At 60.0% G+C, this 18,250-nt stretch carries 15 protein-coding genes and 3 pseudogenes; 10 read left to right on the top strand and 8 right to left on the bottom strand.

The genetic code is table 11. From position 1 onward, the window contains the following. Positions 1-121: 121 nt before the first annotated feature. On the bottom strand, positions 122-1,438 hold the full coding sequence (locus tag QCE69_RS23175) for an MFS transporter (RefSeq protein ID WP_309923405.1): 1,317 nt from the start codon (positions 1,436-1,438) through the stop codon (positions 122-124). A 205-nt stretch (positions 1,439-1,643) separates the two neighbouring features. Here QCE69_RS23175 and QCE69_RS23180 point away from each other — a divergent pair, with 205 nt between their 5' ends. The 3 genes from QCE69_RS23180 (at position 1,644) to QCE69_RS23190 (ending at position 4,926) form a co-directional block, all read left to right on the top strand. Next, positions 1,644-2,543 carry a LysR substrate-binding domain-containing protein gene (locus tag QCE69_RS23180; protein WP_309925255.1) on the top strand — a complete coding sequence of 300 codons (900 nt, stop codon included), beginning with the start codon at positions 1,644-1,646 and terminating at the stop codon, positions 2,541-2,543. 113 nt (positions 2,544-2,656) lie between these two features. Next, a complete protein-coding gene (locus QCE69_RS23185) occupies positions 2,657-3,850 on the top strand; it encodes a M20 aminoacylase family protein (protein ID WP_309933239.1) in 1,194 nt (397 codons plus the stop codon). Positions 3,851-3,864: 14 nt separating this feature from the next. Beyond that, positions 3,865-4,926 (top strand): M14 family metallopeptidase, encoded by a 1,062-nt coding sequence (locus QCE69_RS23190; protein WP_309933240.1) that lies wholly within the window; start codon positions 3,865-3,867, stop codon positions 4,924-4,926. 37 nt (positions 4,927-4,963) lie between these two features. Here the strand turns inward: QCE69_RS23190 and QCE69_RS23195 are convergent, their stop codons facing one another. Continuing rightward, the gene (locus QCE69_RS23195; RefSeq protein WP_309933241.1) at positions 4,964-6,013 is read right to left on the bottom strand and encodes a ChuX/HutX family heme-like substrate-binding protein; all 1,050 of its coding nucleotides are present in this window, start codon (positions 6,011-6,013) and stop codon (positions 4,964-4,966) included. A gap of 281 nt (positions 6,014-6,294) precedes the next feature. Between QCE69_RS23195 and QCE69_RS23200 the strand changes: the two genes are divergently transcribed. After that, positions 6,295-6,900, top strand: coding sequence for a hypothetical protein (locus tag QCE69_RS23200; RefSeq protein WP_309933242.1), 606 nt, complete (start codon positions 6,295-6,297; stop codon positions 6,898-6,900). A 27-nt stretch (positions 6,901-6,927) separates the two neighbouring features. On the opposite strand, the gene QCE69_RS23205 is transcribed toward QCE69_RS23200, so the two are convergent. Both QCE69_RS23205 and QCE69_RS23215 read right to left on the bottom strand, forming a co-directional pair. Then, entirely contained in the window at positions 6,928-7,236 is a 309-nt protein-coding gene (locus tag QCE69_RS23205; protein WP_309923414.1) for a high-potential iron-sulfur protein, read from the bottom strand. Between the two features lie 722 nt (positions 7,237-7,958). After that, positions 7,959-8,162: pseudogene (locus QCE69_RS23215) on the bottom strand (MFS transporter); the annotation flags it as partial. Between the two features lie 333 nt (positions 8,163-8,495). Here QCE69_RS23215 and QCE69_RS23220 point away from each other — a divergent pair. After that, on the top strand, positions 8,496-9,542 hold the full coding sequence (locus tag QCE69_RS23220; RefSeq protein ID WP_309933243.1) for a phage tail sheath C-terminal domain-containing protein: 1,047 nt from the start codon (positions 8,496-8,498) through the stop codon (positions 9,540-9,542). A gap of 362 nt (positions 9,543-9,904) precedes the next feature. Here QCE69_RS23220 and QCE69_RS23225 read toward each other — a convergent pair whose 3' ends face one another. Beyond that, entirely contained in the window at positions 9,905-10,243 is a 339-nt protein-coding gene (locus QCE69_RS23225) for a hypothetical protein (RefSeq protein ID WP_309933244.1), read from the bottom strand. A 245-nt stretch (positions 10,244-10,488) separates the two neighbouring features. Here QCE69_RS23225 and QCE69_RS23230 point away from each other — a divergent pair. Beyond that, positions 10,489-10,608: pseudogene (locus QCE69_RS23230) on the top strand (transposase); the annotation flags it as partial. Positions 10,609-10,641: 33 nt separating this feature from the next. Here the strand turns inward: QCE69_RS23230 and QCE69_RS23235 are convergent. The 3 genes and pseudogenes from QCE69_RS23235 to QCE69_RS23245 form a co-directional block, all read right to left on the bottom strand. Then, a pseudogene (locus QCE69_RS23235) lies at positions 10,642-10,887 on the bottom strand (IS5/IS1182 family transposase); the annotation flags it as partial. 415 nt (positions 10,888-11,302) lie between these two features. After that, positions 11,303-11,440, bottom strand: coding sequence for an oxalate:formate antiporter (locus QCE69_RS23240; RefSeq protein ID WP_309923418.1), 138 nt, complete (start codon positions 11,438-11,440; stop codon positions 11,303-11,305). A gap of 22 nt (positions 11,441-11,462) precedes the next feature. Next, the gene (locus QCE69_RS23245; RefSeq protein WP_309933245.1) at positions 11,463-12,860 is read right to left on the bottom strand and encodes an OFA family MFS transporter; all 1,398 of its coding nucleotides are present in this window, start codon (positions 12,858-12,860) and stop codon (positions 11,463-11,465) included. A 527-nt stretch (positions 12,861-13,387) separates the two neighbouring features. Here QCE69_RS23245 and adh point away from each other — a divergent pair. The 4 genes from adh (at position 13,388) to QCE69_RS23265 (ending at position 18,025) form a co-directional block, all read left to right on the top strand. Next, positions 13,388-14,908: an aldehyde dehydrogenase gene (adh, locus tag QCE69_RS23250; RefSeq protein ID WP_309923422.1), complete on the top strand. Its 1,521-nt coding sequence runs from the start codon at positions 13,388-13,390 to the stop codon at positions 14,906-14,908. A 68-nt stretch (positions 14,909-14,976) separates the two neighbouring features. After that, entirely contained in the window at positions 14,977-15,366 is a 390-nt protein-coding gene (locus QCE69_RS23255) for a DUF779 domain-containing protein (protein WP_309923424.1), read from the top strand. A gap of 449 nt (positions 15,367-15,815) precedes the next feature. Further along, the gene (locus tag QCE69_RS23260) at positions 15,816-16,865 is read left to right on the top strand and encodes a phage tail sheath C-terminal domain-containing protein (protein ID WP_309923425.1); all 1,050 of its coding nucleotides are present in this window, start codon (positions 15,816-15,818) and stop codon (positions 16,863-16,865) included. Between the two features lie 107 nt (positions 16,866-16,972). After that, complete coding sequence (locus QCE69_RS23265; RefSeq protein WP_309923427.1) at positions 16,973-18,025, top strand: phage tail sheath C-terminal domain-containing protein; 1,053 nt, start codon at positions 16,973-16,975, stop codon at positions 18,023-18,025. Positions 18,026-18,250: the final 225 nt, after the last annotated feature.

Genomic DNA, 18,250 nt, shown 5'->3' on the forward strand with positions numbered 1-18,250 from the left:
AAGGAGGGGTGGATCGGTCAGACTTCAGGCTAACGGCGCATCCTTAAGTCAGACTTAAGTGCGCTGCCATTTCGGGCGGGCCGGGCCATTCTCCTTCCTTTGCGAACTCGATGCAGCAGACTTACCTCAATGCTTCGCTATAGCGATCGCGCAGCGGAATGATCGTCAACAGCGCCACCGCGCTGCCGAAGATCACGTAGTAGCAAATCGAAAGCGGGTCGCCGGTGCTCATCGTGAGCCATTGCACGATGGCCGGTGCAAAGCCGCCGAAGATCATCACCGCGACGTTGTAGCTCACCGAGATGCCGGTCGACCGCACGCTGGAGGGCAGCAGCTCCGAGATGAACGCCGGATAGCAGCCCTGGAAGATGCCGAGGTAGGTCATCAACAGCGCCTGGCAGACGATCAGCATCGGCAGGCTTGGATGCGCGGTCAGCACCGCGAAGATCGGATACGCGGTGAGCAGCGACAGAGCCAGCGCGGTCAGCATCAGCTTCTTGCGGCCGATACGGTCCGACAGGCGCCCGAAGAACGGGCAGCACACGAGATACACGAGCGCACCGATGGTCGAGCTGATGAGGCCGTCGGTGAGCGCCATGTGCAGCACGCGGGTGGCGTGGGTCGGCAGATAGAGCAGGAAGATATACGTGCCGATGGTGCCGAACACCGTCAGGCCGAAGCCCGCGAGCACGGAGGTCCAGTGCTTGGTGGCCGTGTCGCGGATGGGGCTTGCACTCAGCTCGTTCTTCTGCGCCTTCTCGACGAACACGGGCGACTCGTCGAGCTTCGAACGCAGATACAACCCCACCGGCACGATCAGCAGACCGACCACGAACGGCACGCGCCAGCCCCAGCTATTGAGATGCTCGGGGCTCAGCGTGCGCGTCAGCACCGCGCCGAAGAACGAGCCGGCGAGACTCGCGGCCGCCTGCGCGACCATCTGGAAGCTGCCGAAGTAGCCGCGCTTGTCGGCGGGCGCGTATTCGACGAGAAAGGCCGTCGCGCAGCCCACTTCGCCGCCTGCCGAGAAGCCCTGGATCAGCCGGCCCAGCAACATCAGCAAGGGCGCGGCGATGCCGATGGCCGCATAGGTCGGCGCGAACGCGATGATCGCGATGCCGACCGCCATCAGCGAGATGGTGAGCGTGAGCGCCGACTTGCGTCCGACGCGGTCCGCCACGGCGCCCAGCACGATGCCGCCGAGCGGCCGCGTCAGGAAGCCGACGCCGAAGGTGGCCCAGGTGGCGAGCAGCGAGATGGTGGGGCTGGTGGCGGGGAAGTAGAGCTTCGAGATGATGACGGCGAAGAAGCCGTAGACCATGAAGTCGAACCATTCGAGCGCGTTGCCGATGGTCGACACGACGATTGCTCGTCGGCCGGACAGGTTGAGCGCGGCGTTCTGTTCGGCCGCGTGGGCTGCAGGAAGTACGGTGCTCATCGAATGCACTCCGTGGGCGTGGGGCGATTGATCAAATGCCAGACTTTATTGGCCGACGACAGCCGTGTATCCGGCCTGCACCGGGTAGGCGAGCAGGCCGCTGCAACCCTCAAACATTACGCCTGGCTGAAATAAGAAAATATAGAATTTCTGAACTGACACTCAAGGAAACCTGATTGAACGATCGGGTTTGTCCCTAGCCACGATGAGCAACATCCGCTTTCTGCGCACCTTCATTGCCGTCGCGCGCTACGGCTCCTTCGCTGCCGCCGCCGAAAAGGTCGCCCTTACCCAAGCCGCCGTGAGCATGCAGATGCAGTCGCTCGAAGACGATCTCAAACGGCCGCTGTTCGATCGCGTGGGACGGACCAACCGCCTGACGAGCATCGGCAAGCAGGTGCTGCCGCAGGCGGAGCGCATCGTCGCGCTCTACGACAGCATGCGGCACACCGGCCTCGATGACGAGATCGCCGGCTCGGTGTCCATCGGCGCCGTGGATTCGGCCATGGGCGCGCTGGCATCGGTCGTTACGGAATTGAAAGGTCAGTACCCAAAGCTCGATGTGCGTCTCTTCACCGGCAAGGCGCTCGCGCTCGCGCCGCAAGTGGAGGCCGGCGAGATCGATGCGGCCGTGATCGTCGAGATGGCGGGCAAGACGCCGGCCAGTCTCAACTGGACGCCGCTCTATTCGGAGCCGCTGGTCGTGATCGGCTCGCCAGGCGGCACGGCTTCGAGTGCCGCCGAGATGCTGGCCAGCCGGCCGTTCCTGCGCTTCGACCGCGCGCAGCGCACCGGCGCGTTGATCGAGCGGGCGCTCAGGCATAACCGGCTCGTGGTGAACGAGTTCCTCGAACTGAATTCGCTGGAAGTGATCGTGGAACTCGTGCGGCAGGACGCGGGCGTGTCGGTGGTGCCGCTGCTCGAATACGGCTCGTGGGCAAGCGACCCGGCCTTGCGCGTGATGCCGCTTGCACGGCATACGCCGCGCCGTGTCGTCGGCATGCTGGAGCGCAAGATCCACGACCGGCATGCGGTGATGAGCGTCGTGCAGGAACGCATCAGGCTGCGTTCGCATGGCGCCATGCCGCTTGCGAACGGGACATGACACCCAAGCTTTGCTTAAGTGACGGACAAGAAATATCAGCTTTCCCTGTGAATTGCGGCCACTGACAATGCTCGGGCAAAGCCGCATGTCCAACCATCACTGAAGAGGAACGCATGTCGATCATTCCCGAGATCGCCGCAAGCCGCGCAGAGATTCAATCCATTCGCCGCGATATCCACGCGCATCCTGAACTCTGCTACGAAGAAGCCCGCACTGCCGAGCTCGTCGCGCGCACGCTTGAAAGCTGGGATATCGAAGTGACGCGCGGGCTGGGCAAGACGGGCGTGGTCGGCGTGTTGAGGAAGGGCAGCGGCAAGCGGGCCATCGGCTTGCGCGCCGACATGGACGCGTTGCCTATCCCTGAACTGAACACCTTCGGGCATGCGTCGCGCCATGAGAACAAGATGCATGCGTGCGGTCACGACGGCCACACCGCCATGCTGCTCGGCGCCGCGCAATATCTCGCGAAACATCGGGACTTCGACGGCACGGTGGTCTTCATCTTCCAGCCCGCAGAAGAAGGCGGCGGCGGTGCGAAGGCGATGATCGAGGATGGTCTGTTCGAGCGCTTCCCCGTCGATGGCGTGTTCGCGCTGCACAACTGGCCCGGCATGCCTGCGGGTGAATTCGGCGCGCGCGTCGGCGCGACGCAGGCGTCGAGCAACGAGTTCGAGATTCGCATCGAAGGCGTCGGCGCGCATGCCGCGATACCGCACGACGGCGTCGATCCGGTGTTCACGGCCTTGCAGATCGGCACGGGCTTGCAGAGCATCGTGACGCGCAACAAGCGCCCGGTCGATGCCGCCGTGCTCTCGATCACGCGCATGCAGGCGGGTCACGCGATCAACGCGATACCCACCACCGCGACGCTCGCCGGCACGGTGCGCACGTTCTCGACCGAGGTGCTCGACCTGATCGAGACGCGCATGAAGGAGATCGTCAGCGCGACGGCGGCGGCGTATCGCTGCAAGGCCGAAGTCAGTTTCCTGCGCAACTATCCGCCGACCGTCAACACCGAAGCCGAAACGCAGTTTGCGCTGGGCGTGATGCGCGACATCGTTGGAGCGGAGAAAGTGAACCCGAACGTCGATCCCACCATGGGCGCCGAGGACTTCTCGTACATGCTGCTGGAGCGGCCCGGCTGCTATGCGTATATCGGCAATGGCGTCGGCGCGCATCGCGAACGCGGGCACGGCATCGGTCCATGCATGCTGCACAACAGCAGCTACGACTTCAACGACGAACTGCTGCCGCTCGGCGCCACCTACTGGGTGCGGCTCGTGCAGGCGTTTCTCGCGCGTGCCTGACCAGGAGAGCGCACATGTTTTCATCGACCTATCGCGAGGCGCGACAGCGTTTCCTCGACACGGCTGCCGAACGCGGGCTGGCCGTGGATACCCGCGTGCTGGCGGGCGTCGCCGGACTCGAAGGCGAGCTGCTGGCGACGGATGTCGTGCGCATCGGGCCACGCTCGGCGCGGCGCATGCTGGTGCTGACCTCGGCGACGCATGGCGTGGAGGGCTTCTGCGGCTCGGGCGCGCAGATCGCCCTGATGCGCGACGACGGACTCGCTGCATTGATGAAGCAACTCGATGTCGCGTTGCTGCTCGTGCATGCGATCAATCCCTATGGCTTTTCCTTCCTGAGCCGCACGACGGAAGGCAATGTTGATCTGAACCGCAACAGCATCGACTTTGCTGCGCCCTTGCCGCAGAACCCGGGATATGCGGAACTGCACGAGCTTCTGATTCCGGCAAGCTGGCCGCCTGACGAGGCCAACGTGCAGGCCATTCGTGGCTATATCGAAGAGCGCGGTGAGTGGGCGTATCAGCAGGCAGTGACGACGGGTCAGTACACGCATCCGCAAGGCCTGTTCTATGGCGGTGCGGAGACCGCATGGAGCACGCGCACAATGCGCGAACTGCTGACGGAGTACGGCGAGGGCTGCGCATCGATCGGCTGGATCGACTTTCATACGGGACTCGGGCCGAGCGGTTTCGGCGCGAAGATCTGCGTGGGGGATGTGCCGCGCGCGCGTCGCTGGTGGGGCGCGGACGTGACGAGCCCCGCGGACGGCACCTCGATTGCGGCGGATATTGCCGGACCGCTGCTCGATACCTTGAGGCAGACGTGTCCGCGTTCGGCCAATGCGTCGATCGCGGTGGAGTACGGCACGGTGCCGCTCACCGAGATGCTCGACATGCTGCGCGCGGACCAATGGGTGAGGCAGCATGCCGATGCACCCGATGCCGTGAAGCACGCGATCCGCCAGCAGATTCGCGCGGCTTTTTATATCGATGACGATGTCTGGCGCGGCAAGATCCTCGGACAGGCGCGCGCGGCGGTGTTGCAGGGGCTGTACGGTCTGTCGCGCGAGGCCTGACCACGTTGGGGTCGCACTTATGGTGCGGCCCCGCGCGTCACAGCGACATGCAGCCCGCCAGGATCACGCGCCAGCCGGGCTGTTCCGGCTCATGTTCGGCACGCTGTCCGTAGATTTGCAGGATCAACTGGCCGTCCCTGGCGAATGCTTCGAAGCTCGTGACGTAGCCGCAGTCGGAAGGCTTGCTCACGATCCAGCAGCGTTCTATCTGCTCATGCTCCACGTGCAGACGATCTTGTTTGTTCATGACGTTGAGGTACTGAGCGTCCTTCATCAGCTTCTCGACCTTGCCCGTCGATATCTGCACGCAGCCCGCATTGCTGACGAAGATCGCGAGGCTCACGTCCCGCAGCTTCGATTCCGTGAGCACTTCCATCAGTGAATCGGCGGCGACTTCGCGCGCCAGATCGGACTCGACGCAGCGATAGAGTTCCTGCCGGCTCTTGCCGTGCTTGCGCATCAGCAGATAGAAGTCGTGCGGATCGGTCATGGCGCGCCATTCTTCGCTGATGGATTCATCGGACGCACTGGGAAGGCCATGCGGCATGGCGCGAGGAGAAACTGATTCAACGCGCGCCGTGACGCTCTCGTCCGTGCATCGATGCCGCTCCACGAGTGCCTTGAACGCCTGCGTGTTCGTACCCTGCGTCGCATAGATCTTGTGCACCGCCTTGCCGGCTTCGTCGAAGATCTGGATGGACTCGAGCGTGCGGTTGGGCTTTTCATCGCGCAGGAAGAAGAAGTGCTTCCAGTGACGGAAGAAGATTCGCAGATCAAGACCGCCGGGATTGAGAACCAGACCCGCTTCGGCCGACACGCTCATTTGCCGATAGCCGTTCAGATACTGATTCGTGAACGCGCCCGTCTGAACGCTGATCGCATGTTCGTTTCTCGTAATGCCGCGCACTTCGCCGCAGGCTTCGAGCGCCGCGATAAACGCCTTCACGTCAGGCACGCTCAGCGCAATGGCGTCCATGCCGACGCGTGCGCGCATCATCGTCAACTCGTCGATCTGCATATCCCGGGCGATGTCATACGCATACTCGTTTGGGATCCTGTCTTTCACTGCGTTGATGATTTCGTTCATTGTCTCTCCTTGGTCATGACGGATGACAACGAGATTACGCTCAAGGACGTGACTGAGGGTTTCATTCAGCGCCTTGCTTGACGAAACTTAAAAGGCTCGCGCTAAGTTGCTTAAAGACAAGAAAAGAAGTTTTTTCGAAATGTCTCAAACCTGCTTAATTGCTAAGCAATCTGCTATTGCTCGTCATTGCGAAGGGCATAAGAATGAATGGCTGAAAGGAAGTTGATAGATGAACTTCTTTAAGCGGCCGCAAGGTCTTCCATTCCCGTCTGGAGCAACTCATGCAGCTCATTTCCCGTCTGATTCGAATCCTTTCCGTGACCGCTACGGCGGGCTCGGCGCTGATGGTCCTGTCCACCGCTCATGCCAATACTCCGGCTGCCGCCGACGTCGCCGCGCAAGCCGAGCCCCAAGCCCACACGCTCGACATGAAGGCAACCGTCGTGAAGGTTCACGCTGATACGAGCAGCGTCGAGGTGAAGGGTCCGAAGGGGCGCGTCGTGGTCATCGACGTGGATCCCGCCGTTGCGGACGTGAAGAAGCTCAAGGCCGGCGACGAGGTCCACGTGTCCTATCGCGGCGCCCTGCTGATTTCCGCAGATCCGGTGGATCCGAAGGCTGCCGAGTCGCGCGTGATCGCCGACGAAACCGCGCCGGCTTCAGGCGGTGTCGTTGTGAAGAAGCATGGCGTGCAGGTGGTGGCGGTGGTCCAGAAGATCGATGCAGCCGCGCGTGAAGTCACCCTGGCCGGTCCGAAGCACACGGTCACGGTGCAGGTGGCGCCCGACATGCCGCTCGACAAGATCAAGGTCGGCGACCGTGTCACGGCCACCTATGTCGCGGCCACCGCCATGAACGTCACGCGCGGGGGGCACGTGGTCAAGTAAGCGTGTGAGGGCGCGTTGCAGCCGGCGTCACATGTTGGTCCAGGACGAGCACCAGCCGCGTCCGGCCACGAGCTTGTCGCCGAACAGCGTGCAGTCACCCCATGCATCCGTCGCCTTGCCCTGGAACAGCGAGCAGTTGGCGCAAGTCTGGTCCGCCGCGTAGTTCGCGTACTTCTTCTTGTCGACCTTCGCGGCGTTTTCCGTGTAGCCGACGGCTACCGCGGCCGGGTCGGATTCGCTCAAATGGGCGGCATCGGCCCGGACACGCGTGAGCCACAGCGCGGGCAATGCACCTGCGCCGGCAATCATGAAATTACGACGGCTAATGGGTTTCATGGTGAACCTTGGTTTGTGTGGGGAGGTTCCTGCGCGCCAGTTTTTCCAGTCTTTTCCAGCACTTGGCGGCAAGCGTTTGCGAATCATACGGCCGGTCTTTTTTTTGTGAAGGCCTTGAAGCCATTCTCATGTAACGCCCAGGCTACGTCGCTTGATCCGCATGCTGCTAAACCTTTGCGCGCCGCTGCCGTAATCAGGCCAGAACGCGTTTGCAACTGCGTGAATCATGCCCGCGGCAGGCTTGCCTGCGGATCAATTCGAAGGAGAAGAACCGTGAGTGGAATGGACTGGATGATGGCAAGCGTGTATCTGACGGGACTCGTCGGCAGCACGTTGTTCATGAGTGCGCTGGCGCGGCGCAGCCTGAATCGGGTGGAGGAACACGGCCACTAAGTCTTTCAGTTTGCTTGTATCAAGCTTCTTCGTTATCTGAATACCGCCTTTGCGCAGGCGGCGCAAGACGGCTGAAGGGATAGTCCCGCACAAGCCCCAAAAACAAACACGCCGGGCGATCGGCTCGAAAGCCCATCGCACGGCGCGTCATTCGACTGCTTCCGGCGTCTTAATGAAACAGCTTGACGGCCTGCGTCAGGGTATTTGTCACGCCCTATGCAAGCGGGATCAGTACATAAGCCCAGAACAGCACCAGCAGTCCCTTGTTCGACGAACTGCCTTGCTGGATATCGTTACGCGAATTCATTGCGAATCTCCTTTCTTCAGTCTCAGCTCGCGGTCTGCGCCGACGTGTTCATGTGATGCTTTTCGTGCACGCGCGTCACGAGCAGATTGCAGACGAAACCGATCACGAGCAGGACGGCCATGATGTGCAGCGTCATCGTGCAGGCATCCGCGCCGGTAACGCCGTGAACGACCTGACAGGCGCGCACATAGTTGACCAGCACTGGACCGGCGATGCCCGCCGCCGCGACTCCGGCAGTTCTTGTGGGCTCGGTTGAAAACTATCGGTGAGGTCCCATTCGGGATCCAGATTTGACGGTGGTTTCATGGGCTTACCTAAGAGTTGTCTCATTTTGAACCGCGCTAAATTCGTTCGCCGACGTGCATCATGATTGTCGAGGATGGTTGAAGCATCCACTTGGCATGCGCCTTCTTATGAATTTCAAAAGATGGTTGCAATGCCTTCATTCAAAGCAATATGACCGGTTGGAATGTTCGATGTACGCACATCGGCATGGAAATCAGCGAAACGGCTCTTGACGCATGCCACAGTAGTCCAATTCATTGACGGAGCATATCTCGTGAGTTCAGACAACAGTTACCCAGGCGTTTATATCGAAGAAGATGCAACACCCACGTTGTCGGTTTCGACGCTTCCCACCGCAGTTCCGTTAATCAATATGGATAGCAACCTTACGGAAATATTGAAGTTCAATAATATCCTGGATCTTTACGAGAAATTTCCGCCATATGCAACGTACGACACTGCCCTAGCTGGTTTGCGTGCCTACTTCGAATGTGGGGGAGGGCCTTGCTATGTCACTGGATGGAAGACTTTCATAGATGCCATCAAGACCTTGGGGAATCGCATCACGCTTGTGGTTGGCAACTACCACGGAATCAAAGATGAGGTGTATACCCTGCTCGAAGATCGCAGCAAATGTCTATTTGCCATCCTCGATGGACCCGCCGTCCACATTAAAAAGAGCGATCTCAATACGTACCAAACGAGTGCTTCCGCCGCAGTCTACTATCCCTATCTCAAAGTTGGATGGACCGATGTTGACGTGCCTGCAAGTGCTGTCGCCGCAGGGCTCTATTGCAAGAATGATCGAACACGAGGCGTGTGGAAGTCGCCCGCCAATGTTCCATTGCCGTCGGGGTACACACCGAAGTACACCGTAACGGACACGATCCAGGCCGACTACAGCACCGGGAAGGCCGTCAACATGATTCGAAAAGTTGACGAACGAGGTTCGGTGATCTGGGGCGCCCGCACCCTGGACGATAGCGACGACTGGAGATATGTCTCGGTGCGACGTTTGTTCAATAGTGTCGAGCGCGACTTGCGATACGCACTTGGTACGATGACGTTCGAACCAAACAGCCCACTGACCTGGGAGAAGGTGCGCTCCGCGGCAACGAGCTATCTGCATCGACTGTGGAAGCAGGGCGGTCTGGCTGGTGCTTCCGAGAATGAGGCATACTTCGTGCAAATCGGCAAGGGAGTCACGATGTCTGACGAAGACATCAAGCAAGGGAAGATGATCGCGAAAATCGGGCTTGCCGCCGCGCGACCAGCCGAGTTCATCGTGCTGCAATTCACGCAAAACATGGCACAAGCTTGAGGGACCGTGCGTTTCACATGTTGATGCTGGTTGAGTTTTTTGAAACATCGACGCGATGCATCTCAACGTTGCTCGCAGAAGCGCGGTGGTCGCATCCTGTGAAGGGAAGCGGCCGAGTGCATTGGCAAATGACGGAATTGAGCATGCAGGCTCTGCTTTGAGTCCGTCCCTGGAGCACCTGTCTCACCCCAGTGCGCCAGTCAATCGAAACGGCGCGACGCCCCGACTCCCCTTCGCTCATCGCTTTAGACGGTTCGTGATATTGTGGAATTCAGTTCGAGCGTGTCGCAGGTCGGGGCCGAACTCGGCGCAACGGCGTAGACCGTGCGCAGGTTCGTTCGTGGCAGTGGATGACCACTTGATCAAGCTCCGCTCATCGCGATGACGTCTTGGCGAGCTGACGGCACCACTACCACTGGCATCGCACTCACCTCTTCATCGGCAATGTCGTACGAATGGCAAGAATTCACAAGGCGACAAGCGACCTGTTGAAGCTTCACCACCAAGTCGCATCCGGCGAGACGGACAGCCACACGCCATTCGTCCAGCACGCCTTGCTGCTTTCCCAACCCCGACGGTAAATCGCCGCACTTCCGATATCGCAAGAGCTGACCAAGCTCCGCAGTCGACACGATCGCGTCCGGTTCCCGGAATACGGAATCACCGTCGACCAGGGTGGGCACGCGGCCCGTCAGATTCATGGCGAGATAGCTGACCTCGTTGTTCGGCGGTATTGGAGGCGGGCGTCGATGCGGTCCGAGGGAAGATCCAGCTCTTCAAGGCATCACAGGACTTTCTGCACGTTTACCGAGATGGCTCAGCACTGGCATGCTGTTGGAATACCTTCTATGCGGGTCATCCGGGCAGGAGGGGCAAAGGCTGATCTGAGGAATCAAGCGACACTGAAACCAAAACGACGCGCGGAGCGGACGGCTACACCGAATCGCGTCCGAGCATCGCGTCAGAGAAGCTGATTCGCGCGCTGCTGTTGCAAGTGCCGTATTCGATTCGAAGCGAACGCATTCTGACGGAGCAAATCTTCTATGACATGCTGTTTCGCTGGTTCACGACAAAGCATCGCTCCGGTGTCGCGACTCTACCGTTTCGCCTGCGCGTCGGTGCTGATTCATGCGTATCGTTGCTACGTTTCTCGCCATACCAGTTCTCTTGAGAACTGCCGCCACCATCAGCCGACGAGTCGTTATCCGATCCGCTCCGATCCGGTCCTGGGCACGAAGCTCTTGTGCCCAACCCAAGCCTGAACGAGTGTGTCATCGACACCGAAATGCTCTCCCGACAGATGACCGCGCACGCGTGTGGTCTCCACCGTCACGTTAAGCAGACTGGCCGTATCGAGGTCTGAGGCGCGTCGACCAATTCCTTGTGTTGACTCAGGCACCCTACAACCTGACGCGTATGCGAACGCTGGCTGCTCGGGCGGTATGAAAGCAGACTCGGAGAGGAATGCGAGATCAGCAGCACCTGAATCAACAAAGTTCGGCGTCGTTTTCAGTTGGGGCTCTACGTCGCTGCCTCGTTCGAATGAGCGGGCGCGCGTTCAAAAAAAGAGATCTTTGAACAGCCCGCCCAGCCTTTCAGTTTTGCCTGTACCAAGCTTGTTCGTTATCTGAATACCGCCTTTGCGCAGGCGGCGCAAGACGGCTGAAGGGATAGTCCCGCACAAGCCGCAAAAACAAACACGCCGGGCGATCAGCTCGAAAGCCAATCGCCCGGCGCGCCATTTCAAAGCTTGCAGCGTCTTAATGAAACAGCTTGACGGCCTGCGTCAGGGTATTCGTCACGCCCCATGCAAGCGGGATCAGTACATAAGCCCAGAACAGCACCAGCAGTCCCGTGTTCGACGAACTGCCTTGCTGGATATCGTTACGCGAATTCATTGCGAATCTCCTTTCTTCAGTCTCAGTTCGCGGTCTGCGCCGACGTGTTCATGTGATGCTTTTCGTGCACGCGCGTCACGAGCAGGTTGCAGACGAAACCGATCACGAGCAGGACGGCCATGATGTGCAGCGTCATCGTGTAGGCATCCGCGCCGGTGACGCCGTGGGCGACCTGATAGGCGCGCACATAGTTGACCAGCACCGGACCGGCGATGCCCGCCGCCGCCCACGCAGTGAGCAAACGTCCATGAATGCCGCCGACAAACGCTGTACCGAACATGTCCGCGAGATAAGCGGGGATGGTCGCGAAGCCGCCGCCGTACATCGACAGGATGATGCCGTAGGCGAGCACGAACAGCGCGATGTTGCCGGCGGTCGCGAACTGCGGCACGAGGAAGTACAGCACGGCGCCCAGCACGAAGAACACGAAGTAGGTGTTCTTGCGGCCGATCCAGTCGGACGCCGACGCCCACACGAAGCGCCCGCCCATGTTGAACAGCGACAGCAGCCCGACGAAGCCGGCCGCCGCGCCTGCGGTGATCGACGTCTTGAAGCTCTCCTGGATCATCACCGAAGCCTGGCCGAGCACGCCAATACCCGCCGTGACGTTGAGGAACAGCACGAGCCACAGCAGATAGAACTGCGGCGTCTCGAGCGCCTGGTCGATATGCACGTGGTTCTTCGTGATCATCTTGCTGGCGGTGACGGGCGGCGTCCAGCCGGCCGGCTTCCAGTCCGCCGGCGGAATGCGGATGGCGAGCGCGCCGATCGTCATCGAGATGAAATAGAGCACGCCGAGCACGAGGAAGGTTTCCGCCACGCCCGCGCTGGTGGCGCTCTTGAAGTAGTTCATCAGCGCGACGGAGCCGGGGGCCGCGATCATCGCGCCGCCGCCGAAGCCCATGATCGCCATTCCGGTGGCCATGCCGCGGCGGTCCGGGAACCAGCGGATCAAGGTGGAGACCGGCGACACATAACCGAGCCCCAGTCCGATGCCGCCAATCACGCCATAGCCGAGATACAGCAGCGCGATCTGATGCAGATAGACGCCGAGCGCCGAGACGAGGAAGCCGCCGCCAAAGCAGCAGGCCGCCGTGAACATGGTGCGGCGCGGGCCGACCTTTTCGAGCCACTTGCCGGCGAAGGCCGCCGAGAGGCCGAGGAACACGATGGCGAGCGAGAAGATCCAGCCGAGCGTGGTCAGCGTCCAGTCATCCGGCGCCGACTTGGTGATGCCGATGATCTTCGTGAGCGGGGCGTTGAACACTGAGAATGCATAGGCCTGACCGATGCACAAGTGAACAGCGAGCGCGGCGGGCGGCACCATCCAGCGCGAGAATCCGGGCCGGGCGATGGTCGCCTCCTTGGAGAAGAAAGGTGTCGGGCCGTGGGCGGCCCCTTGATTGATTGTGCTGTTCATGGTGGTCTCCGTGGCGCGTCATGCAAGCACGTGCGCGCGCATCGTTGCTGAGGTGCGTGCGCCGGGGTCGCCGGTGCAGCAGCCCGCCGTGGTTCATGCAGGCGCGCGATGCGGTTTGCATCCTGCGGCTGCAAGGCATTTCGCGTCACAAACATGCTGCAAGAGCACATATGCATGCGGCGCTTTGCCACGGCTGGGCATGAACATAGACAACTGTGAAAGGCTTTGCAATATGAACACTCGTGCCATAAGCGTTTGCCCTCAGCGCAGGGCACGTTGTGCATGGGCCGCTCAGCACCGGCCGGTGTGGCGCATCGCTACAGCCGGGCGCAGCTGTTCTGAATGTGAACAACGCCCGATCTCCCGTACAAACCCTGAGCACATCGTGCTGAGCCGCATGCCGGTGCGGTCGGCGAACCCGCCATGCGTGCGGCGGGCTCATGGCACGGAACTCGCAAACCAGAGCGACCGGCGCCGGCCAAGGGCTGTGCCGGCTCGTTCACGTCGACATGCGAGGAGCACACAGAATGAATCACGCGGAGATGCAGTTCCTGAGCACGGAGTACCCGTACAAGAAGCAATACGGCAACTTCATCGGCGGCAAGTGGGTTGCGCCAGCGGGTGGCGAGTACTTCGACAACATCTCGCCGATCACAGGCGAGCCGTTCACGTCGATCCCGCGCTCGCGCGAGGCCGACATCGAAGCCGCGCTGGACGCAGCGCACGCCGCCAAGGTGGCGTGGGGCAGGACGTCGGTCACGGACCGCTCGAACGTGCTGCTGAAGATCGCGGAACGCATGGAGCAGAACCTGCAGCGCCTCGCGGTGGCGGAATCCATCGACAACGGCAAGCCGCTGCGCGAGACCATGGCCGCCGACATTCCGCTGGCCATCGACCATTTGCGTTACTTCGCGGCGGCGGCGCGCGCGCAGGAAGGGGGCATTTCGGAGATCGATCACGATACGGTCGCGTATCACTTTCATGAGCCGCTGGGCGTCGTCGGACAGATCATTCCGTGGAACTTCCCGATCCTGATGGCGATCTGGAAACTCGCGCCCGCGCTGGCCGCAGGCAATTGCGTGGTGCTCAAGCCCGCCGAGCAAACGCCGGCTTCCATCCTTGTGCTGATGGAAACCATCCACGACCTGCTGCCGCCGGGCGTTCTCAATGTGGTCAACGGCTTCGGTCTGGAGGCCGGCAAGCCGCTCGCATCGAACAAGCGCATTGCGAAGATTGCCTTCACCGGTGAGACCACGACGGGCCGTCTCATCATGCAGTACGCGAGCCAGAACCTGATTCCGGTCACGCTGGAGCTGGGCGGCAAGAGCCCGAATATCTTCTTCGAGGACGTGCTGAACGCCGACGACAGTTTCTTCGACAAGGCGCTCGAGGGCTTCACGATGTTCGCGCTGAATCAGGGCGAGGTGTGTACGTGTCCGTCGCGCGCGCTGATTCAGGAGTCGGTTTATGAGCGCTTCATGGAACGCGCGCTGAAGCGTGTTGAGGCGATCTCGCAAGGCCATCCGCTCGATACGAAGACGATGATCGGCGCGCAGGCTTCGCAGGAGCAGCTGGAGAAGATTCTTTCGTATATCGATCTCGGCAAACAGGAAGGCGCCGAGTGCCTCTCCGGCGGCGAGCGCAGGAGCTTCGACGGCGAGCTGAAGAACGGCTACTACATCAAGCCGACCGTCTTCAAAGGCCATAACAAGATGCGCATCTTCCAGGAAGAGATCTTCGGACCGGTGTTGTCCGTGACGACCTTCAAGACCGAGGAAGAGGCGCTCGACATTGCCAACGACACGCTCTATGGACTGGGCGCCGGTGTATGGACGCGCGACGGTACGCGGGCCTATCGCTTCGGCCGTGCGATTCAGGCGGGACGCGTGTGGACCAATTGCTATCACGCCTATCCGGCGCATGCGGCGTTCGGCGGTTACAAGCAGTCGGGCATCGGGCGGGAAAATCACAAGATGATGCTCGATCACTATCAACAGACGAAGAACATGCTCGTCAGTTATAGCGACAAGCCGCTCGGCTTCTTCTAAAGCCTTTCCAGCAGTCTGTGAGGCCGCCGCTGATTCCAGCGGCGGCCGTTTTCAAGAACGGGGACATCATGAGCGAACAGGACGTGCAGCGCGTGACGGCGACAGCGGCCGCGATCGAGCTGATCGAGAGGCTCAAGGCCGAACATGGCGAGGTATTGTTTCATCAATCTGGCGGCTGCTGCGACGGCAGTGCGCCGATGTGCTTTCCGGTCAACGAATTCATGGTCGGAGGATCCGACGTGAAGCTCGGGGCGATCGGCGGCGTGCCGTTTTACATGACCGAATCGCAGTATGAGTACTGGCAGCATACGCAGCTCATCATCGATGCCGTGCCGGGGAATGGCGGGATGTTCTCGCTGGAGCGGCCTTCGGGATTGCGGTTTCTGACGCGCTCGCGCTTGTATAGCGATGACGAGAATGCGTGGCTCGAGAGACATCCGGTAGAAAAAGTGGAATAGACACGACGATGCGTATCGTCGTTTGTGCTTCAGCGCCGGAAGCGACTCCTCACAAAACGAACGCGCACGAAACAATTCCGCTTGCCAGCGATGCCTCGTCCGATTGAAAACTATCGGCTCGGGTTATCGCTTCCTGTTTGATGACTTCGCACTCAATGCTCTGCATCAATAAAGTCATATTCTGATGCAGGCTAACGGCATATAACTTCCCGACTTCACTATGGGCGTCAGGCGAACTCAGGCCCGCCAGGCGCGTGAAGCATTGCGCTTCTGGTGACGAAGTTCGCGTGCGAGGCTCCGCATTGCAGGCATGAACTTGCTCCCGGTGAGGTTCTTCTCGGGTCGAGACCTGTTTCATCTTCTACATCAAAGAACGAGATGTCGCAGGCGGTGCCGTCAAGGCTGGGCGTGTTGCGCCGAGCCTGCATTTCCCGAACAGGAGAGGGTTCATGGCTGTGACTACAAGCTTTCCCGGTGTCTATGTAACGGAAGATCAATCCCCGGCATTATCGGTCGGGACCGCTTCGACCACGGTTCCGCTGTTCAGCATGCACTATCAGTTTTCCGGCACGGCGGTAAGGTTCGAATACTGGCTCGATGTCGTCAATTATCTCGGAACCGGTATGGATCTTGAGGATGCCGCAACAGCGGGACTTCGGGCTTACTTCGATGCAGGCGGCGGGCCTTGTTATGCTGTCTCACACGACTACCTCGAAAGAGAGGCTGGCAAACTGTCCTCAACAGTCAATCTGATCGTCGAGAACAGTTTCGACATTCCCCCTGAATTCCAGGATCTGAAGCCAGACGATGGGATCTTCCTGATCCTGGATGGACCCAAGGACGAACTCACCACCGCAGACCGCCCGACGCGCTATGGCAAGAATGCACTGGCGGCCGTCTACTATCCCTGGATCAGAGCGAAGTGGACCAAGGCTGACATAGCGCCAAGTGCGGTCATGGCAGCGCTTTACTGCAAGAATGACAAGAACCGCGGAGTATGGAAAGCGCCCGCCAATATGCCATTGCCCGCAGGTTTCACACCGAAGTACAAAGTATCCGATGATCTCCAGGGGCAGTACATGTCAGCGCCGGCGATCAACATGATTCGTACATTTCATGATCAGAACCCGGTTGTCTGGGGCGCACGTACGCTGGATGAGACCGACGAATGGCGATATGTGCCGGTACGGCGTCTGTTCATCAGTGCCGAGCGCGATATTAGAGCCGCGATGAACGCCCTGATGTTCGAACCCAATATGCCTAACACCTGGGAGAAGGTGAGATCGGCTGTCACCAGTTATCTCCGCAGCCTCTGGCAGCAGGGTGGTTTGACGGGCGTCTCCGAGGAAGAAGCGTTTTTCGTGCAGATCGGCAAGAACGTCACGATGTCGCAGGACGAAATCGAGCAGGGAAAGATGATCGTCCGTGTCGGCATGGCAGCGACACGGCCTGCGGAATTCATCATCCTTGAGGTTACGCAGAACGTGCAAAGCGCTTAAGGCCTGCGTACAAAGCAGCTGTTCATTGCTTGCGGGCGGGCACGTACATGGAATGACGTCCCTTGGCACGCATGACGCTCGCCATTGACCGATGTGGAAAATGAAAGATGAATGAGACGACAACTTATCCCGGCATCTATGTCTGTGAGAGTGCTTCATCGACGGTCAGCGTGACTCGCTCGTCATCGACCATACCTCTGTTCTGCATGGGCAGCGACTTCTCGACTGAACCAGTTCGATTCGATAACTGGTTCGATGTCGTCAATTACCATGGCGGAAACATCAAGACGAACGATCAGAAATCATGGGCGCTTCGTGGCTATTTCGAATGCGGCGGCGGCCCTTGCTACGCGATCGAGCCTTTTCATGTGCTGGACGGAGTAAAAGCACTGAAAAGGAGAATCACCCTGATCGTTGCACTTGCCAATGACCTCACTTCGCAGATTCAAAGCATCCTCGATATCGATCCCACCCTCTTCATCATCCTTGACGGGCCCTATGAGGAGATCACTGCGGCAGGCTTTGACGCCGGCTATGCAGCCACGTCCCATGCCGCGATGTACTACCCTTATCTGCGCGCAAGCTGGACGACGAGCGATATTCCAGCGAGCGCGCTGGTTGCTGGTCTCTATTGCCGGAACGACGCTACCCGAGGAATCTGGAAATCACCTTCCAACCTCCCTCTGCCTCGGGGCTATACGCCAAAGTTCAAAGTCTCGGACGACATCCAGGGGCTATACAACCAGGGAAAGGCCATCAACATGATTCGTTCGTTCGGCGACGAGACGCCCCTCGTCTGGGGCGCGCGTACGCTCGACGATACGGACGCCTGGCGCTATGTGGCCGTACGCAGGCTGTTCAGCAGCGTCGAGCGCGACCTGCAGAATGCAATGGAGCAGATGCTGTTCGAGCCAAACACACCTCTGACCTGGGAGAAGGTCCGCTCGGCAGCCGTCAGTTATCTGCACGGATTGTGGAAACAAGGCGCACTGGCTGGCGCGTCGGAGGATGAAGCCTACTTCGTACAGATCGGCAAGGAGGTGACGATGCTGGATCCCGACATCGCGCAGGGCAAGATGATCATGAAAATCGGCCTGGCCGCCGTGCGGCCCGCCGAGTTCATCGTTATCCAGTTCACGCAGAGCATGCCGGGCGGCTGACACTCACTCCCAACACGGCGGCCGCTTTTCAATGAACGCCTGCATGCCTTCGAGCGTGACGTCGTCCATCATGTTGCACGCCCTCGTTTCCGATGCAAGCGCAGAGGCGTCCTCGATGTGCCGCTCGATCCGGTGGTGCGAACAATACGCCGCCCCGCCGTTTCGTGCTCGATTCTGTTCCTAACATAGTCATATTTTGATGTGGGCCGAAGGCACATATCGGCT

The organism is Caballeronia sp. LZ032 (assembly GCF_031451315.1).
In the GTDB taxonomy this organism is placed as follows: Bacteria; Pseudomonadota; Gammaproteobacteria; order Burkholderiales; family Burkholderiaceae; genus Caballeronia.